At 69.0% G+C, this 16,892-nt stretch carries 17 protein-coding genes; 9 read left to right on the top strand and 8 right to left on the bottom strand.

Translation table 11 applies throughout. The features are described from left to right. The first annotated feature begins 32 nt into the window (after window positions 1-32). Window positions 33-812: a hypothetical protein gene (locus V7D63_RS06885; RefSeq protein WP_333591526.1), complete on the top strand. Its 780-nt coding sequence runs from the start codon at window positions 33-35 to the stop codon at window positions 810-812. Next, window positions 809-1,915: a DUF2336 domain-containing protein gene (locus V7D63_RS06880; protein WP_333591525.1), complete on the top strand. Its 1,107-nt coding sequence runs from the start codon at window positions 809-811 to the stop codon at window positions 1,913-1,915. The genes V7D63_RS06885 and V7D63_RS06880 overlap by 4 nt, the downstream gene beginning before the upstream one ends. Before the next feature lie 100 nt (window positions 1,916-2,015). Here V7D63_RS06880 and V7D63_RS06875 read toward each other — a convergent pair whose 3' ends face one another. The 5 genes from V7D63_RS06875 to V7D63_RS06855 form a co-directional block, all read right to left on the bottom strand. Then, entirely contained in the window at window positions 2,016-2,444 is a 429-nt protein-coding gene (locus tag V7D63_RS06875; RefSeq protein WP_333591524.1) for a MucR family transcriptional regulator, read from the bottom strand. 162 nt (window positions 2,445-2,606) lie between these two features. After that, window positions 2,607-3,803 (bottom strand): DUF2336 domain-containing protein, encoded by a 1,197-nt coding sequence (locus V7D63_RS06870; protein ID WP_333591523.1) that lies wholly within the window; start codon window positions 3,801-3,803, stop codon window positions 2,607-2,609. 62 nt (window positions 3,804-3,865) lie between these two features. Further along, complete coding sequence (locus tag V7D63_RS06865) at window positions 3,866-4,810, bottom strand: copper chaperone PCu(A)C (protein ID WP_333591522.1); 945 nt, start codon at window positions 4,808-4,810, stop codon at window positions 3,866-3,868. Window positions 4,811-4,886: 76 nt separating this feature from the next. Then, window positions 4,887-5,867 (bottom strand): cysteine synthase A, encoded by a 981-nt coding sequence (gene cysK / locus V7D63_RS06860; protein WP_333591521.1) that lies wholly within the window; start codon window positions 5,865-5,867, stop codon window positions 4,887-4,889. A gap of 84 nt (window positions 5,868-5,951) precedes the next feature. Continuing rightward, window positions 5,952-6,440 (bottom strand): Lrp/AsnC family transcriptional regulator, encoded by a 489-nt coding sequence (locus V7D63_RS06855; protein WP_333591520.1) that lies wholly within the window; start codon window positions 6,438-6,440, stop codon window positions 5,952-5,954. 84 nt (window positions 6,441-6,524) lie between these two features. Here V7D63_RS06855 and V7D63_RS06850 point away from each other — a divergent pair, with 84 nt between their 5' ends. From V7D63_RS06850 to V7D63_RS06835, 4 genes are all read left to right on the top strand, one after another. Continuing rightward, complete coding sequence (locus V7D63_RS06850) at window positions 6,525-7,451, top strand: DMT family transporter (protein WP_333591519.1); 927 nt, start codon at window positions 6,525-6,527, stop codon at window positions 7,449-7,451. A gap of 63 nt (window positions 7,452-7,514) precedes the next feature. Continuing rightward, complete coding sequence (gene fliI / locus V7D63_RS06845; RefSeq protein WP_333591518.1) at window positions 7,515-8,858, top strand: flagellar protein export ATPase FliI; 1,344 nt, start codon at window positions 7,515-7,517, stop codon at window positions 8,856-8,858. A gap of 4 nt (window positions 8,859-8,862) precedes the next feature. Then, window positions 8,863-9,273, top strand: coding sequence for a flagellar export protein FliJ (locus V7D63_RS06840; protein WP_333591517.1), 411 nt, complete (start codon window positions 8,863-8,865; stop codon window positions 9,271-9,273). Window positions 9,274-9,439: 166 nt separating this feature from the next. Next, window positions 9,440-10,474 (top strand): endo-1,4-beta-xylanase, encoded by a 1,035-nt coding sequence (locus V7D63_RS06835; RefSeq protein WP_333591541.1) that lies wholly within the window; start codon window positions 9,440-9,442, stop codon window positions 10,472-10,474. A gap of 902 nt (window positions 10,475-11,376) precedes the next feature. Here V7D63_RS06835 and ctrA read toward each other — a convergent pair. Further along, the gene (ctrA, locus tag V7D63_RS06830) at window positions 11,377-12,078 is read right to left on the bottom strand and encodes a response regulator transcription factor CtrA (RefSeq protein ID WP_333591516.1); all 702 of its coding nucleotides are present in this window, start codon (window positions 12,076-12,078) and stop codon (window positions 11,377-11,379) included. A gap of 350 nt (window positions 12,079-12,428) precedes the next feature. Here ctrA and V7D63_RS06825 point away from each other — a divergent pair, with 350 nt between their 5' ends. Continuing rightward, entirely contained in the window at window positions 12,429-12,785 is a 357-nt protein-coding gene (locus V7D63_RS06825; protein WP_333591515.1) for a chromosomal replication initiator DnaA, read from the top strand. Then, a complete protein-coding gene (locus tag V7D63_RS06820; RefSeq protein WP_333591514.1) occupies window positions 12,767-13,477 on the top strand; it encodes a DUF6456 domain-containing protein in 711 nt (236 codons plus the stop codon). Before V7D63_RS06825 ends, V7D63_RS06820 begins: the two co-directional genes overlap by 19 nt. Window positions 13,478-13,775: 298 nt before the next feature. On the opposite strand, the gene V7D63_RS06815 is transcribed toward V7D63_RS06820, so the two are convergent. Continuing rightward, window positions 13,776-14,198, bottom strand: a complete 423-nt coding sequence (locus tag V7D63_RS06815; protein ID WP_333591513.1) for a SufE family protein — start codon at window positions 14,196-14,198, stop codon at window positions 13,776-13,778. A gap of 168 nt (window positions 14,199-14,366) precedes the next feature. Here V7D63_RS06815 and V7D63_RS06810 point away from each other — a divergent pair, with 168 nt between their 5' ends. Continuing rightward, window positions 14,367-16,043: a sensor histidine kinase gene (locus tag V7D63_RS06810; protein ID WP_333591512.1), complete on the top strand. Its 1,677-nt coding sequence runs from the start codon at window positions 14,367-14,369 to the stop codon at window positions 16,041-16,043. Here the strand turns inward: V7D63_RS06810 and V7D63_RS06805 are convergent. Then, entirely contained in the window at window positions 16,040-16,888 is an 849-nt protein-coding gene (locus V7D63_RS06805) for a hypothetical protein (protein ID WP_333591511.1), read from the bottom strand. The genes V7D63_RS06810 and V7D63_RS06805 overlap by 4 nt on opposite strands. Window positions 16,889-16,892: the final 4 nt, after the last annotated feature.

Genomic DNA, 16,892 nt, shown 5'->3' with positions numbered 1-16,892 from the left:
TCCGCCTCTAACGAAGGAGGCTGAACGCTGCCGTGGGAACCGCCGCCGTGCGCCACACCCTGATCCTGTCGATCGCCCTGATCGCCCTCGCCGGCGTCGCCCAGGCCCAGACGCGCCCGCCCGCCGACGGCCAGGCCGCCGGTCTGCGGTATCTGACCTGGACCGGCAAGGCGGCCCAGGCCGACGCACCCGACCGCACCGCGCCCGTCCCCTCTGTTTCGCCCCAACGCCCGGTCCCGGCCCGGTCGGCGCCGCCGCGCGTGATCCCCCACGGCGGCGCGCCTTCCATCGCCGCGCCCGCTCCCGCGCCCGTCGTGTCCCGAAGCGGCCTGACCCCCGCCAACGCCTGGATGCGGCCGCCCGTTGAGCGCAACGTCCAGGCGCCCCCGCCCGCACCCATGCCCGCCCCGGCCCCGGCTCCCATTCCGGCGGACAGGGTCCAGCCCGCGACCGCCGCCGCGGCCGCCGTCGCCGCCGATCCCATGGCTCCGCGCCGCGACGCCCCCATCTTCCGCCTTGGCGCCGCCGCCGCTCCGGTCGCCTCCGAGCAAGCCGCCCCACAGCCAGTGCGGCAGGCGGCCGCGATCTCCGGCTCTCAGGCGCGCTACTATTCGCTGCACCGTCAGAACGGCCGTCAGCCCGACGCCATCGCCATGCCCGCGCCCGTCTATCTGGACGCCCTGCCGGTCGAGTTGGAGCGCACGCCCCAGTCCGAGGATCTGGCCGAACCGCCCGCCGCCCCTACCGTCCTGCGCGACAACAACGGCCGGGTGCGTCCGGCTCCGCAGACGAACACCGACGACATCCAATGAACGCTTCCGCCGCACCTGCCCCATCGCCCTCGCGACTGCCGGACCTGATCGCCCTGGCCCAAGAGCCGTCCAGCGAGACGCGCCGCGCCCTGTTGCGCGAACTGACCGATCATTTCTTCGGCGCCCCGACCCATTCGCCGAACGAACAGGCCCTGTTCGACGCCGTCCTGTCCGACCTGTCGGCCGAGATGGAGAGCGCCGTGCGCGCCGAACTGGCCGCCCGTTTCGCGGCCGCGCCCAATGCGCCGCCGACCCTGATCCGCCGTCTGGCCAATGACGAGGCCGCCGTGGCCAGCGCCGTGCTGCGGACCTCGCCGGTCCTCAGCGAGGCGGAGTTGATCGAGGTCGTGCGCACGCGCAGCCAGGATCACATCCTGGCCGTCACCGAACGCGCCGAGGTGTCCGAGGCCGTCTCCGACGCCATCGTCGAAAAGGGCGACGACACGGCCCTGGGCAGCCTATTGCGCAACGACGGCGCCCGCCTGTCGCGCGCCGGGGCCGAGACCGCCGTCGAACGCGCCAAGGCCAATCCGGCCCTGCATGAGGCGGCCGTGGCCCGTCGCGGCCTGCCCGCCGACCTGCTGAACGAGATGTATTTCGTCGTCGAGGCCCGCCTGCGTCAGCGCATCCTCGAACAGAACGCCGCCATGGACCCGGTGCTGCTGGAAAGCGCCCTGGCCGCCGGCCGCGCGCGGGTCGCCGCCGACGACGGCGCCCTGCCCGCCGACTACGCCGAAAGCCTGGCCTATGTGGAAGAGCTGAAGGCCGCCGGCCAGCTCACCCCTCAGATGCTGGCGCGGTTCCTGCGCTCGGGCGGGCGGACGTCCTTCGTCATCGCCCTGGCCCAACTGTCCGACGTCGACTTCCACACCGCCGCCCAGATCATCGAGCGGCGCGAACTGGACGCTCTGGCCGTCATCTGCCGCGCCGCCGACCTGGACCGGGCCATCTTCCTGACCTACGCCGTCGTCCTGCTGAACAGCGAGGGCGACGCCATGGGCAAGGCGCACGGCTATGCCCGCATGTACGCCGATCTGACGCGCGACGCGGCCATGCGCACCCTGCGTTTCTGGCGCATGCGCCGGGGCGTGCAGGCGGCCTGAACCTGCACATCCGCCGCCGGTCTTCACGCGGCAGGCTTCAAACAGCAAAACGCCCGCCTCCTGTCAGAGGCGGGCGTCCGCATCTCGATCTATCGACCGCTTACTTCTTGGCGCGACCGCCGCGCGCGGGTTTGCGGCCGCCCTGGCCCAGGCCCATCTGCTTGGCCAGATCCGAACGCGCCTTGGCGTAGTTCGGCGCGACCATGGGATAGTCTTTCGGCAGACCCCATTTGGCGCGGTATTCTTCGGGGCTCATGTCGTATTTGGTGCGCAGGTGGCGCTTCAACGACTTGAACTTGCGGCCGTCTTCCAGACAGATCAGGTAGTCGGGGCTGATCGACTTGCGAACCGGCACCGCCGGTTCTTGCGGTTCCGGCTCGGGTTCGACGCCGCCGCCGGCGACCTGCGACAGCATCGCGTGAATGCTGGAGATCAGCCCCGGAAGGGCGTCAGCGTTGACCGTATTGTTGCTGACATAGGCCGACACGATGTCCGCCGTCATTTCCAGCAGTTCAGGCTTTTCTTCCATTGGGACGCCCCGACCTTCCGTCATATGAATTTTGATCTGACCGGAATCGATCAGAAACGACGGTTGTCAATACGGAGCTTCGGATCGAAAAGCAATGTGCGCTTAAATTCAACTGAACCGCGTCTCTATTCAGTTTTAAAGCCGAATGATTGCCGAACAGGTCTAGCGGCCGAAGTCCTGCGCCAGAGCCATCATCGCGGTGCGCTCGGGCGTCGAATATTCATCGACGGCCCCGTCTTCGCCATCCCTGATCGCGCGCATCAGGGCCGGAGTCATCGCCGAGGACAACGACCAGTTCCAATACCGCAATACCGTCTGGGCGCGATCGACCGCCAGCATGTCGAAGGTGATCTGAACCCGCACCCAGGCCGGATCGACCAGGCCCGCCTGCGTCGTCTCGGGGCGGCGCATCGACCGCCACAGGTTGCGCAGGTCGCTCTTGCCCAGGCCCGTCGCCTTGCACAGGATCGCCACCGGCTCGCCGCCGACATCGCCCAGGATCTTGGCGCCGGTCAGCGGCTTGACCCCCGCCAGATAGGCGATCTCGGCCGCGACCTCGCGGCTCAGGCCCCGATCCCCGGCCGCCTGGACCGCCTCCTCCAGACTTCCAAAGGGACTCTTCTCGATCGCGGCGCGATTGCGTTGTCGACGCTCGATGAATTGCAGCGCCTTTCTCGACACCGGATCTTGCCAGTTCTCTATCGCGGCCATGGGGAAGACGTCGTCGACGACCTCCTGCATCACCTCACGCGATACGGCGAAGCGTTGCAGGATGGTCCTGCGGTCCTCCGCATCGCACCACCAGAACATCGCATAGGCGCCCGACGGCCGCAGCTCAGGCCGCTTCAGCAACAGGTGGCACAGGGCGTTCGTCGTACGGCTGGCCGCCACCACCATCTCGACGGCGCCTTGCGACAGGCGCGCCGTGGGGTTCTTCAGCACCGCCTCGATCACCACCGCTTCGCCAAAGCCGACCAGGCTCTCGGTCACCACCTCCGACAGGCCGCGCCGACCGGCCATCAAGAGCCGATGTTCCGGTCCCGTATCGCGGACGCACCCCACCAAGTCCGCGTCGTTCAGGGACGCGCACTGTTCGATCAACAGCCCCGCGATCGACGGTTCGTCGCGCAACAACAGCCGCGCCAGGCTGTTGGGCAGTTCGGACAACGGCGCCAGGCGCGCCGTCACCCGCCGCCGTTCCTCGGGCGCCGCCAGACGCAGCATCTCGACCAGCAGATCGCCCGTGACCGCGCGCTCGAAGGCGTTGATCCGACTGGCGGGCAGCGAAACGACGTCGGCCAGGCGCTTCAACAGCGCGTGCCGCGCCTTGAACGCCCCCTTGGGGGCGCCGTCCGTCATCGCCGGAACCGCCTCATTCATGCCGCCCAGCCTAGCCGCACACGGTTAACCGGGCGTGTCGCTCAATCGAAGGCGTCCCAAGCGGCGCGGCTCGTCGCCGTCGATTTGAACGGCAGCTCGACTTCGCCCGCGTCGCGGAACGTCAGCCGCAGCCGCGCCGTCCGTCGCGGGTCGTGGCCGATCAGCATCAGATGCAGCCGGCTGCCGGGCCGGATGTCCAGGGTCCCGCCCGCCGGCGCGTCCAGCGCCTCCACCGTGTCCATGCCGGATCGATCCTCGCGGATTCGGTGGATCTCGATGCGCGCGGCGCAATCGCAGGACGCGCCGATCAACTGGTCGGCCTCGGTCCCGTCATTGGCGATCCTGAGATAACCGGCCGCGTCGCCCGGCTCCCCATTGGTCGCCAGGATCATCCGGCTCAGCCGCAAGGCTCCATGTTCGACCTGATCTGTGTCGCCCACCACGGGCAAGCGCACTCGCGCCGTCGGGTCCTGGCGATAGTCGAAGCCGCCGACCTCGACCCAGGCGCCGTCCTTCTGGGTCGAAGAGCGCACGCGGTAAACGCCGTCCGCCCCTATTTCGCCCGTGGCCCGCAACCGCTGGACGCTCGAAGCGCCGTGCACCGTCTCGTCGATGGTGAAGACGCCCGGCGCCGAGGGTGTGATGGTTCCCGTCGTGTGGAAGCCGCCGGTGGTGAAATAGTGAAAGACGTAGACGTCGCCTTCTCGCGCGATCAGGGTCTCGCCTCCGTAGACGCCGCCGTTGACCGCATGGCTGACGCGCAGGGCATGGCCGCCGACCGCCCAGTCCCAGCGTTGCACGTCCTCGACACTCGCCCCGTCCGGTCCCACGCCGCGACCACGCCAGATCTTGCCGATCAGCGGCGCGAAGGGCGCGAAGGCGGCGCGCGCGTCATAGGCCGACGTCTCCTGGGCCGAGGCCGGAAAGGCCGCCGTCGTAAAGGTCAACGCCGCGGCGCAGGCGGCGAACGCCAAGGTCGATCGCATGGTCCCTCCTCGGACGATCTCAGGGCCGCTCGTCCCCTTCGTCATGCCTCATCACGCGCGGCCGCGACTCAAAAAGTCAAAGCCCTTCAAACAGGGCCGTCGACAGATAGCGTTCGGCGAAGCTGGGGATGATCGCCACGATCGTCTTGCCCGCATTCTCGTCCAGCGCGGCCAGGCGGAAGGCGGCGGTCAGGGCGGCCCCGGAGCTGATGCCGACGGGAATGCCTTCGCTGCGGGCGGCGCGGCGGGCCATGTCGAAGGCGTCATCGTTCGAGACGGTCTCGACGCCGTCGATCACGGCGCGGTCGACCACGGTGGGCACGAAGCCGGCGCCGATGCCCTGGATCTTGTGCGGGCCGGGCTGGCCGCCGGACAGCACCGGACTGTCGGTCGGCTCCACGGCGATCATGCGCACCGAGGGTTTCCTGGCCTTCAGCACCTGACCGACGCCGGTGACCGTGCCGCCGGTGCCGACGCCGGCCACGACGATGTCGACGGCGCCCGCCGTGTCGTTCCAGATCTCTTCGGCCGTGGTGGCGCGGTGGATGGCGGGGTTGGCGGGGTTGTCGAACTGGGCCGGGCTGACCGCGCCGGGCGTGCGCTCCAACAGTTCTTCGGCCATGGCGATGGCGCCCTTCATGCCTTTCTCGGCGGGCGTCAGCACCAGTTCGGCGCCCAGCAGCTTCAGCATCTTGCGCCGTTCGACCGACATGCTCTCGGGCATGACCAGAACCAGTTTGTAACCCTTGGCCGCCGCCACGAAGGCCAGGGCGATGCCGGTGTTGCCGCTGGTCGGTTCGATCAGGACCGAGCCGGGACCGATCTTGCCCGCCTGCTCCAGCGCCTCGATCATGGCCACGCCGATCCGATCCTTCACCGAGGCGATCGGATTGAAGAACTCCAACTTGGCCAGAACCCGCGCCTTGGGCTTCAGCTCGGCCGAGAGACGCGGCAGTTCGACCAGGGGGGTGTCGCCGATGGTGTCCAGGATCGAGGCGTAGACCTTGCCCCGACCGGTCTTCAGGTGGCGCGAGGCGTCATAGGCGGCGTCGGACATGGGGGAGATCTCCAATCGGCTGAGGCCCTCCACATAGTCGGCCCCGCCCTTCGGCAAAAGTGGCGTCTGGCCGCATCGCCGCCTTCAGGAACCGCCCGCCAGATGCGCCCGCGCGGGATCGAAGCCGACCACCTCGCGGATCACGATCATGCTCTTGAAGCTTCGGACGTTGGCCTCGACGGTCAGTTCACGCAGGCAGAAGGCCTCATATTCGGCCATGGACCGCACCGCGACCGTGACCAGATAGTCGGTCTCGCCCGTCACGTCCCAGGCGCCCTGGACCTCAGGACTGGCGGCCAGGGCGCGTTTGAACGCCTCCATCGCCGGACGCTCCTGGGTCGTCATCTCGACCAGCACATGCAGCACGATGCGCGGTTCGACGCGGGCGGGATCGACGATGGCCACATCGGCCTTGATGACCCCCTCGGCCCTCAACCGTCTGAGGCGGCGCAACACGGCGGATTCCGACAGGCCCACCGCCTCGGCCGTCACCCGCGCCGGCTCCAGATTGTTGCGCCGGACCCGCGCCAGCAGCCGATGGTCGAATGCATCCAGATCGATGAAATTCGTCATTTGATGACCATTGAAGACGAAAACAGGTGCATTCACGCCTGAAATCGCCGAGAAACACAAGCCGTCCTGGCCTAGGCTCCGGGCATGACCGCCCTGACCCTCTCCCCCGCCGCCGTCCGCGCCCGCTGGGCGCCGTTCGTGCCCTATCTGGCCCTGTTCACGGCCATGACCTCGCTGGCCTTCGGCACCTCCTTCGCCAAACAACTGTTCCCCCTGGTCGGCGCCCAGGGGACCGCCGCGCTGCGGGTCGGGTTGGCGGCCGTGATGCTGACGGCGATCTTTCGGCCGTGGCGGGTCCGTCTGACCAAGGCCGACGTCGGCCGTCTGTTGGCTTTCGGCGGGGCCATGGGTCTGTTGAACCTGACCTTCTACATGTCGCTGAAGACCATTCCCCTGGGTCTGGCCTTGGCGATCGAGTTCACCGGTCCCCTGGTCCTGGCCCTGGTTCATGCGCGGCGACCGGTGCATTTCGCCTGCATCGGCCTGGCCGCGGCGGGCCTGCTGATGCTGCTGCCGTTGCGCCAGGGCGCCGGGGCGTTGGACCCGGTCGGGGTCGGCTTCGCCCTGATCGCCGCCGTCTGCTGGGCGCTGTACATCATCTTCGGCAAGCGGCTGGGCGGCGTTCCCGCCGGTCCTTCGGTCGCCATCGGCATGACCGTCGCCGCCCTGGTCATCCTGCCCTTCGGCGTGGCCGAGGCGGGGATCGGCCTGCTGGCGCCCGCCGTCCTGACCACGGCCCTGCTGGTCGCCGTCGCCTCCAGCGCCCTGCCCTATTCGCTGGACATGGTGGCCATGCGCGGCATGCCCAAACGCACCTTCGGCGTCCTGCTGAGCGTCGAACCCGCCATCGGCGCCGTGGCCGGGGTGCTGTTCCTGCACGAACTGCTGACGCTCCAGCAATGGGCCGCCATCGCCGCCATCATGGCCGCCTCGGCCGGAGCCATCCTGACCACGCGCCAGGAGACCGCCGCGACGACCGCCCCGGACAGCGTCGACCAACTCCCGGCCTAGCCGTCTTCACCCCTGGTTAACCATGACGGCCCAAAGGTTAACGCCTGTCCTGGGGCGTTCCATTTGCGCAATCTCGTCGCCGCCGTCGAAGCGATCGATCCGTTGATCGTGACCGGCAAGGTCGCCGGGGTCAGCGGCCTGCTGATCGAATCCCGGGGCGGCCTGTCGCGTCTGGCCGTCGGCGCCCGGGCCGAGATCGGACGGCGCGGCCTGCCCGCCCTGCCGGCTGAAGTGGTCGGCTTCCGCGACGCCAAGGCCCTGCTGATGCCGTTCGGCCCGGTCGAGGGCGTGGCCCCCGGCGCCGACATCCGCATCATCGACGCCGCCGCCGCCGTGCGCCCGACCACCGCTTGGCTGGGCCGGATCATCGACGCCTTCGGCAATCCCATCGACGGCAAGGGACCCTTGCCGCAAGGCCCCGCCGCCTATCCCCTGCGCGCGCCCCCGCCCCCGGCCCATTCGCGCGGCCGGGTCGGCGCGCGTCTGGACCTGGGCGTGCGCGCCATGGACGTCTTCACCACCACCTGCCGGGGCCAGCGTCTGGGCATCTTCGCCGGTTCGGGCGTCGGCAAGTCGGTGCTGCTGTCGATGCTGGCGCGCCAGGCGACCTGTGACGCCGTGGTCGTCGGCCTGATCGGCGAACGCGGCCGCGAGGTGCGCGAATTCATCGAGGAGACCCTGGGCGAAGAGGGGCTGAAGCGCGCCATCGTCGTGGTCGCCACCAGCGACGAACCGGCCCTGAAGCGCCGGCAGGCCGCCTATATGACCATGGCCTGCGCCGAGTTCCTGCGCGATCAGGATCTGGAGGTCCTGTGCCTGATGGACTCGGTCACCCGCTTCGCCATGGCCCAGCGCGAGATCGGCCTGGCCGCGGGCGAGCCGCCGACGACCAAGGGCTACACCCCCACCGTCTTCACCGAACTGCCCAAGCTCCTGGAGCGCGCCGGTCCCGGCCCGATCCGGCCCGACGGCACGACGGCGGGACCGATCACCGCCCTGTTCACCGTGCTGGTCGACGGCGGCGACCATGACGAGCCGATCGCCGACGCCGTGCGCGGCATTCTGGACGGCCACATCGTCATGGACCGCAAGATCGCCGAGCGCGGCCGCTTTCCCGCCATCGACGTGCTGAAGTCCATCAGCCGCACCATGCCCGCCTGTCAGACGCTCGAGGAGCGCGAGTTGAACCGTCGCGCCCGCCAGTGCCTGAGCGCCTATTCCAACATGGAAGAGTTGATCCGCATCGGCGCCTATCGGTCCGGCGCCGACCCCGTGGTTGATCGCGCCATCACCCTGAACCCGGCGCTGGAGAGTTTTCTGACCCAGTCGCCGGACGACGCCACCCGCCTTTCGGATTCCTTTAACCGACTGGAAGGCATCCTGAACGTCGGCATGATCAAGGAGTGACGCGATGACCGCCTGGGCACAATCGCTGATCCGCATCTCCAACTATGAGGTCGAGACGTTGCAGAAACGTCTGGCGGAGATCACCGCCCGCCGCGCCTCGGCCGAAATGCGCCTGGCCGTGCTGGACGCCGAGGCCGAGGTCGAGCGCGAACGCGCCCGCCACGACACCGAGTCCGGCCTGCTGCTGCAAGCCTATCTGATGGGCTGGAAGGCCCGCAAAGGCGCGGCCGAAACCGATCTGCACGACCTCGACCTGGAGGAGGAGGGCGCCCGCGACGCCCTGACCGGCGCGTTCGAGGAGTTGAAGAAGTTCGAGCATGTGGCCGAGACCACCCGTCTGAACGCCATTCTCGCGGCCGGCCGGCGCGAAACCGCGGCCTTCGACGAACTGGGCCTGAGACGGCGTGCCGTCTGAGCCGTCAGATCCTCCCCCGAGCATCGGGGGAGGGGGACCATGCCCCGCATGGTGGAGGGGGCGACCCCAGACACCGGCCGTGGCTTTCGCCCCCTCCACCGCTTCGCGGTCCCCCTCCCCCGTTCCGCTACGCTCCCCGGGGGAGGATGTTTCACGCCGCCTCTTCCTGGCTTCCACCCTGGCCCTGGCCGCCTGCGACCGGAACGCCGCCGCCCAGTCTGCACCGCGCGTCGCCCCCCCGCTCAAGTCCCTCGCCGCCTTTCCGGTCGGAACCTGCGCCATGACCGGCCAGTTCGACGATCCCCAGTGGCTCGAACTGGCGACCCGTCACTTCTCCCAGCTCACGCCCGAGTGGGAGATGAAGATGGAGTACATCCTCCTGGCCGACGGCCGCCGCCGCTGGGACGCGCCCGACCGCATCGCCGCCTTCGCCCGCGGCCACGGCCTGCGGCTGCACGCCACCACCCTGATCTGGTACGCTCAGGACCATCCCTGGTTCAAAAGCCTGACCGGCGAGCGGTTCGGCCGCGAATATGATCGCTGGATCGCCGACGCCGCCGGGCGCTACGCCGGCCAGGCGGCGGGCTGGGACGTGGTCAACGAGCCGGTGGCCGAGGACGGCGACGGTCTGCGCGATTGCCTCTACAGCCGGGCGCTGGGCCAGGACGGCTACATGATCCGCGCCTTTGAGCAAGCCAGGGCCGCCGATCCCCAGGCCGTGCTGTTCCTCAACGACTACAATCTGGAAAACAATCCGAGGAAGGGCGCGACCTTCCTGCGGCTGGTCGAGCGGCTGCTGAAGGCCGGCGCGCCCGTCGGCGGCATCGGGACCCAGTCGCACCTCGACATCGAAATCCCCGCCGGTCAGACGGCCGCCTTCATCCGCGAGGCCGCCCAGTTCGGCCTGCCGATCCATGTGTCTGAGCTGGACGCCTCGCTGCGGCGCGACGGCGCCTTCGATCCGCGCACGCCGAAACAGAAGCGCGATCAGCAGACCGCCCGCGTCGCCGAACTGACCGAGGCCTTCATGGCCCTGCCCCCGGCCCAGCGATACGCCTTCACCGTCTGGGGCGTGCGCGACACCGACAGTTGGCTGCGGCGCGGCGACAAGGACGACGGCAAGGACAGCCCGCTGCTGTTCGACGCCTCAGGCGCGCCGACGCCGATGTTCGACGCGGTGGCGGGGGCGTTCAGCAGGTAGAGGGTGATCCAAGAACCCGTACGTCCGCGATCAGCGGGCTGGATTGTGACGGCAGTCGACTCGTTGCGGACGCCAGGGGATATATCGAAAAGACGCTAAGCTTCCTCATGACGGCTACGGTCAAGATACCCAAACGCCCGCTCGAGCAGCCTCGGACCACTGCCCGGTCGGGGACTTTCGGAACAGTATCAACTCGCCAAGGCCTGACAACGGCGATTCTTCCCGCCCCAGATATACAATGGCCTCTCGGCCATTCGGAGACACGACGGCGCGTTCGATCATCACCTCCACCTTGGCGAAATCACTGTCATCGTCGGTCGTTTTCGTCGTTCGGACGTGAACAAATCGATTGTCCGCTTCCGATGCAGCACTTCTCACACTCGGGCAGCTAATGCCCGTTGCGGGAGGAGTGTTGACTACCGCGTGCGCGGTGACAGACGAGGGTCCCCGGACCGTAATCGCGTGGCCGGACGCGGGATCGATTGCATGCCACTGGGCCTGCAATAAGATGTCCTCACTTCGCCAGTGCTGATTCTTGGAGACAGGCTCATGCGTCCAAAGACGCCAGGGCCTGTCGTTGGAAGTGTTCGCCATCAACGCGAGCAGGGTAATCTCACAGGCTTCCGTCTGACTTACCGTAGGTGGTATCGGCTCGTTCGTTCGATCGCATGCATTTAACGCTATGGCTGCAACCACTGAGGCGCTAGCCGCGCTGATTGAAGGTCTCGATGCGCGGTTTCGGACGGACTTCATGGGGGAACTATGTCCCCCTGAGCCTATCGTGCAAAGTCTACTTCCCACCCATAGCTGACGTTCGCGATCCCCAGCCGACAGTCGCCCAATTGCAAAACGCCCGCCGGTCATCCCGGCGGGCGCTTCGATGTTCAGTCTGTGACGCCGGATCAGGCGGCGACGGTCTGCGACCCTTCCTGCGGATCGCGCAGCACATAGCCGCGGCCCCAGACGGTCTCGATATAGTGTTTGCCGCCCGCCGCCGTCGCCAGCTTCTTGCGCAGCTTGCAGATGAAGACGTCGATGATCTTCAGCTCCGGCTCGTCCATGCCGCCGTACAGGTGGTTCAGGAACATCTCCTTGGTCAGGGTCGTGCCCTTGCGCAGGGAGAGCAGCTCCAGCATCTGATATTCCTTGCCGGTCAGGTGCACGCGGTGGCTGTTCACCTCGACCGTCTTGGCGTCCAGGTTCACGGCGATCTCGCCAGTGTGGATGATGGCCTGGGCGTGCCCCTTGGAGCGACGGACCACGGCGTGGACGCGGGCGATCAGCTCGTCCTTGTGGAACGGCTTGGTCATATAGTCGTCGGCGCCGCCGCCGAAGGTCTTCACCTTGGTCTCGATCTCGTGGGTGCCCGACAGGATCATCACCGGGGTGTTGATCTTGCCGACACGCAGTTGGCGCAGAACTTCCAGACCGCTCATGTCCGGCAGGTTCAGGTCCAGCAAGATCAGATCGTAGTCATAGATCTTGCCCAGATCGATGCCTTCTTCACCCAGGTCGGTCGTGTAGACGTTGAAGCCTTCGGACTTCAGCATCAGCTCGATGCTTTGCGCCGTGGCGTGATCGTCTTCAATCAGCAGAACGCGCATTCATGCCCCTCCAGGCGAAGCTTGACCGTCACACCCGTTTCAAGACGAACGGGTAACCTTGTTCGGACGTTAATCGGCCGAAGCCTTAAGAAACGTTAACGCCGCCCCATTGAGGCGAATCGTAGGCTGATTTGCGAATCGGCGTCGAGAGTCCCGAGTCAAGCGGACTCACTTTTCCGTCAGCCACGCGCCACGCGCGCGCTCAGCCGCCCGACCACGCATGGTTGTCGTGCGACGCCGCCCGTCGCGGCGGGCGATGCGACCGGTTTTGACGTTGAATAAGACTATATTCCTATCATAGTCGCCACGTCCGCCAGAATGCGGACGACGTTCAATCAGGGGAGTCTGGAGTGTCCGAACCGTACCGCGTGCCCGTCATGGAGACCGACCGGTCCAAGGCCGGCCTGGCCATTCATCTGGTCGCCACCGCCACCGGCCTGTCGGCCCGGCGCATCGCCTCGCGCGACCGGCTGCGCGACGGCCATTGCCGCGCGCGCTGGCTGGCCATGTATCTGAGCCACATCGCCTTCGGCTGGCCGTTGGAGCGGGTCGGCCATGTCTTCGGCGTCAACCGCGCCACGGCGGGCAATGCCTGTCGTTGGGTCGAGGACGAGCGCGACCGGCCCGAGCTGGACGCCATGCTGGACCGTCTGGAGACCCTGATCTCCACCCTGTTCGAGGCGCCGCTGTGCGATCTGCCGCGTTGACCGCCTCGCCGGATCGCGCCCGAACCCTGCTGGCCCGACCCGGCGCCTGGTTGGAGGCGCAAGGCGCCGCCTACGCCGTCCGGCTGGGACCCGACCGGCGCTCGCGGGTGGTCACCACCCTGGACGAGACCGGCCTGCGCGCCCTGATCGCCCGGCCGGGCCTGCGGCCGCGCGATGGCGGCGGCTGGCGCCTGCGGCCCGAGGGCGAGACCGCGCCTGACCGGTCGGGCCGTCCCGGCGTGGAGGACGGTGAGCGCCCGCTGATGGAGACCGACGGCCGTCTGACCTCGCGCCGCGCCAATCTGGGCGAAAGCCCCGTCCTGTGGCTGGCGCGGCGGGGATATTTGACCCCGGCCCAGGCGGCGGCGGGCGAACGGCTGCGCGCGGACGCCGAAATCGCCCTGGCGGGACCGTCGCTGACCATGCGTTGGGACGCCCTGCCCCGTTCGGGCGCGGGAACCTCGGCGCGGATCGAACCGACCGACCGCGCCCTGGCCGCCGCACGCCGCGTCGAAGCCGCCTTGACCGCCGCCGGGCCGCGCCTGCGCCCGATGCTGGACCGCATCTGCGTGCGCGGCTCGTCGCTGCGCCTGGCCGAAGAGGGGCTGGGATTGAGACGCCGTGAAGGCCGGGCGGCGCTGTGCGCGGGACTGGACGCCCTGGTCCGCCACTACGGGATCGAACGCCGCTAGGGTCCGAACGCCATTCAGCGCAGGGCCGTCGAATCTAGACTCGATCGACTAGATAGACTCGATAGACGCGCTTTTTTTCGGGCCTGCCCCCTAGATGAAGACCCCATGATCGGCTCTGCGTTTCGCCAAGGCCTTCAAAGCTCCGTCACCCTCGGGCTTGTCCCGAGGGCCTATCTCGGCGGCGTCCTCGAACGCGGAGGGTCCTGACCAGCGGTCACAATAGCCTCGGTCTGGCCCGCAGCCCCCATGGCCCCTCGGGACAAGCCCGAGGGTGACGGAGGTTTGCGGCTTCACGAACCTAGGCCGCCAGCGCCGCTTCCCTGATCCGGCCGACCATGTTGTTCAGGCCGTTGGCGCGTTGGCGGGTCAGGGCCTGGGGCAGGCCCAGACGGTCCAGAGCCGCACGGGCGTCGAACGCCAGGATCTGATCCGGCGTGCGGCCGGAATAGAGTTTCAGCAACAGGGCGACATTGCCCTTGGACAGGGCGCTGTCGGAATCCGCCCGGAACCACAGCCGCCCGTCCCTCGTCTCGGACGCCAGCCACACCTGGGCGGCGCAGCCCGGCACCTTATGGACTTCGGTGCGGTCGGCGTCGGGCAACGGCGCCAGACCCTTGCCCAGGTCGATGACGTATTCGATCCGTCCCTCCCAGTCGCCCAGCAGGTCGAACTCCTCGACCAGTTCGGCCAGAGCGTCTTCGGGGGGCGGGGGCGTGTCCATCGCGCCGCCAGATAGGCCGTCCGGCCGTTAAGGACAATCGCCCGCTCCATCCCCAGATGAACGCGGTTCAGGCCCAGACCGCTCCTCGCCTGTCGCGGGAGCGGTCTTTAGACGACTCGCCAGGAAAGCTAGGCTCGCGCGGCCTTTCCACCGCTCGGACCCTCCTGCTTGAGCCACCCCCCCTCCCCTCCCGCCAAGGCCTCGTCGGGCGGACGCCCGGCCCTGGCCGCATGGCACGTGGGTTGGGCCGCGGCGGTCGCCATACTGGCGCTGGTCGGGCGGCTGCTGGGCGCGCCGGGTTTGGGCGACGCGGGATCGGTCGGCCTGCTGGTCATGGTGCTGCCGGGGCTGGCCGGACTGGCCCTGTTGTGGCGCGATGGGCCGGGATCGCGCGCCCTGGTGCTGGCGGCCTGGATCTTGGCGGCGACGGCGACCGCCAGCTTGACCGGCGGCCTGTCCGGCTCGGCGGCGGCCATGACCATCATGCCCCTGGCCGCGGGCGTCATGCTGGACCGGGCGCGCCTGGTCGCGGCCGGGGCCGTGGGCGCGGGCGTCGCCGTCCTGGCCGGTCTGGTCGCGACCTGGCTGACGGAACCGGACGCGGCGGCGCCCTTGACAGCGGCCGTGGCGGGACTGCTGACGCTGACCGCCCTGTTCGCCGCCCTGCGGCTGACGGCCCAGGACCATGCGGCCCGGCTGGAGACCGCCGAAGAGACGGTGGCGCGGGTCGAGGGCCTGTTGTCGGGCCTGCCGGGCCTGAGCCTGGTGCTGGAGCCTTCGGGCCGGGTGCTGGCGGCCTATGGCGTCGCGCCGCCCGCCCTGCCGATCGACCCCCTGTTCGATCAGGGCCTGATCGCCGCCATCCACGCACCGGATCGGCCCGCCGTCTTGTCGGCCCTGGACAAGGCCCTGGCCGGACAGGCGGCCCAGGCCCGTTTCGCGCCGCGCCTGGCGCTGGACCGCCGGGTGGTCATGGCCTTGCGCCCCTTGACGGACCCCGGCGGCGCACGGCGCGTCATCGCCCTGGCCTTCGACGACACCGGCCAGTACGCCCAAGAGGTCGCCTTGGAGACCGCCCGCGCCGAGGCCGAGGCCCAAAGCGCGGGCAAGACCCGCTTCCTGGCCAATATGAGCCACGAACTGCGCACGCCCCTGAACGCCGTGCTCGGCTTCTCGGACATGATGCGCCAGGGCCTGTTCGGCCCGCTGACGCCGAAATACGCCGAATACGCCGCCTCCATCCATGAGGCGGGCGGGCATCTGCTGGATCTGATCAACGACGTTCTGGACGTCTCCAAGATCGAGGCCGAACGCTACGAACTGGCGCTGGAGCGGTTCGACGCGCGCGAGGTTCTGTCGGCCGCCGTGGCCCTGGTGCGCGTCCAGGCCTCAGATCGAAACGTAGAGCTGGCGGCCGTCCTGCCGGGCGAGCCGATCCCGGTCACAGCCGACCGGCGAGCGTTGAAGCAGATCGCCCTGAACCTCTTGTCCAACGCCATCAAATTCACGCCCTCGACCGGTTCGGTGACCGTCACGGCCGACGCCGTCGGTCCCTATCTTGAGGTCGTGGTCTCGGACACCGGCGTCGGCATCGCGGCCGAGGACATCGCCCGCCTGGGCCGTCCGTTTGAACAGGCCGGCGGGTCCGAACAGCGCGCCCAGGGCACGGGTCTGGGCCTGTCGCTGGTGCGCGCCCTGGCCGAACTGCACGGCGGGCGGATGAGCGTGGAATCGACCCTGGGCGAAGGCACCGCCGTGACCGTGCGTCTGCCGGTCGTCGTGCTGCAACGCCCCGCCCCGCCCGAGGGCGGCGCCGATGTGATCCCGATCAGGACCGAGGTCTAGACCGGACCCATGGCCAGGAAGGCCCGACCGGCGGCGAAGTCGCCCGCCTCGAAGGTCGCGGTCGCCACGCTGTCGTCGCGGAACACGAACTCGACCGTGAACCGCTCACGCGGGTCCAGCCGCGCCAGGGCGTCAGCCAGGTCGGCCCGGAACGTCCAGACCTCGCCCTGTCCCTTGGGCGCGACCAAGCCGGGGGCCGCCGCGGCGGAACCGGACGACCAGACCGTCATCCGCTGGCTCTCGGGCGGCAGGCCGCCGGGCCAGGGCCGCGAGCCGATCCGCGCATCCCTCAGCACCACGCGCGCCGCATAGGGTCGGGGCCGCCCGACGAAAGAGACCACCGCGCTCAGGTCCGTCCCCACGCTTTCGCCCGCATAGCCGAACCGCACCGGAGAGGCGCCCGTGCGCGTCGCCTGCACCAGTCGCCAGCCGGGCCGCGTGAAGGCGTAGCGGTCGGCCGCCCAGCCCGCGCTCCCGGCGTCGAAATTCATCCGCGCCAAACGCGACCAGCCCATGAAGGCCTGATCGACCCTCTGTTTCACCGTCGCCAGTTCGGCATGACTGCAAGGCGTGGCCGCCGCGCGCGACCGCGCCCGCGCCGCCCGCGCCGCCAGATCGACCTCGCCGACCCCGCCGCGCAGGGCCGCCCCCCGCGCCTGCCAGGTCGCCGCGTCCAGCGCCGCCGCCACCGGCCGCGCGAACAGGCCGCAGCGCTGGTTCGCGGCCAGCACGAAGCTGCGCTCGTAATAGGTGGAGGCGGCGTCCGCCCAGGCGTGAACCGGCGCGGCCATGGCGACGATGGCGGCGATCAGGCTGGCGCGGCGGGCGTTTCGGCCTATCCTCATGCCG

This window comes from Brevundimonas sp. (genome assembly GCF_036732845.1).
Taxonomy (GTDB): Bacteria; Pseudomonadota; Alphaproteobacteria; order Caulobacterales; family Caulobacteraceae; genus Brevundimonas.
This window is presented reverse-complemented; position numbering and strand designations above follow the sequence as displayed.

What these genes read in the sequence shown, in the direction of transcription:
- V7D63_RS06880 (WP_333591525.1), top strand. Translation starts at nt 809, where the DNA reads ATGAACGCTTCCGCCGCACCTGCCCCATCGCCCTCGCGACTGCCGGAC.
- V7D63_RS06870 (WP_333591523.1), bottom strand. Translation starts at nt 3,803, where the DNA reads ATGACGGACGGCGCCCCCAAGGGGGCGTTCAAGGCGCGGCACGCGCTG.
- ctrA (WP_333591516.1), bottom strand. Translation starts at nt 12,078, where the DNA reads ATGCGCGTTCTGCTGATTGAAGACGATCACGCCACGGCGCAAAGCATC.
- V7D63_RS06855 (WP_333591520.1), bottom strand. Translation starts at nt 6,440, where the DNA reads ATGACGAATTTCATCGATCTGGATGCATTCGACCATCGGCTGCTGGCG.
- V7D63_RS06865 (WP_333591522.1), bottom strand. Translation starts at nt 4,810, where the DNA reads ATGCGATCGACCTTGGCGTTCGCCGCCTGCGCCGCGGCGTTGACCTTT.
- cysK (WP_333591521.1), bottom strand. Translation starts at nt 5,867, where the DNA reads ATGTCCGACGCCGCCTATGACGCCTCGCGCCACCTGAAGACCGGTCGG.
- V7D63_RS06815 (WP_333591513.1), bottom strand. Translation starts at nt 14,198, where the DNA reads ATGGACACGCCCCCGCCCCCCGAAGACGCTCTGGCCGAACTGGTCGAG.
- V7D63_RS06805 (WP_333591511.1), bottom strand. Translation starts at nt 16,888, where the DNA reads ATGAGGATAGGCCGAAACGCCCGCCGCGCCAGCCTGATCGCCGCCATC.
- V7D63_RS06875 (WP_333591524.1), bottom strand. Translation starts at nt 2,444, where the DNA reads ATGGAAGAAAAGCCTGAACTGCTGGAAATGACGGCGGACATCGTGTCG.
- V7D63_RS06850 (WP_333591519.1), top strand. Translation starts at nt 6,525, where the DNA reads ATGACCGCCCTGACCCTCTCCCCCGCCGCCGTCCGCGCCCGCTGGGCG.
- V7D63_RS06840 (WP_333591517.1), top strand. Translation starts at nt 8,863, where the DNA reads ATGACCGCCTGGGCACAATCGCTGATCCGCATCTCCAACTATGAGGTC.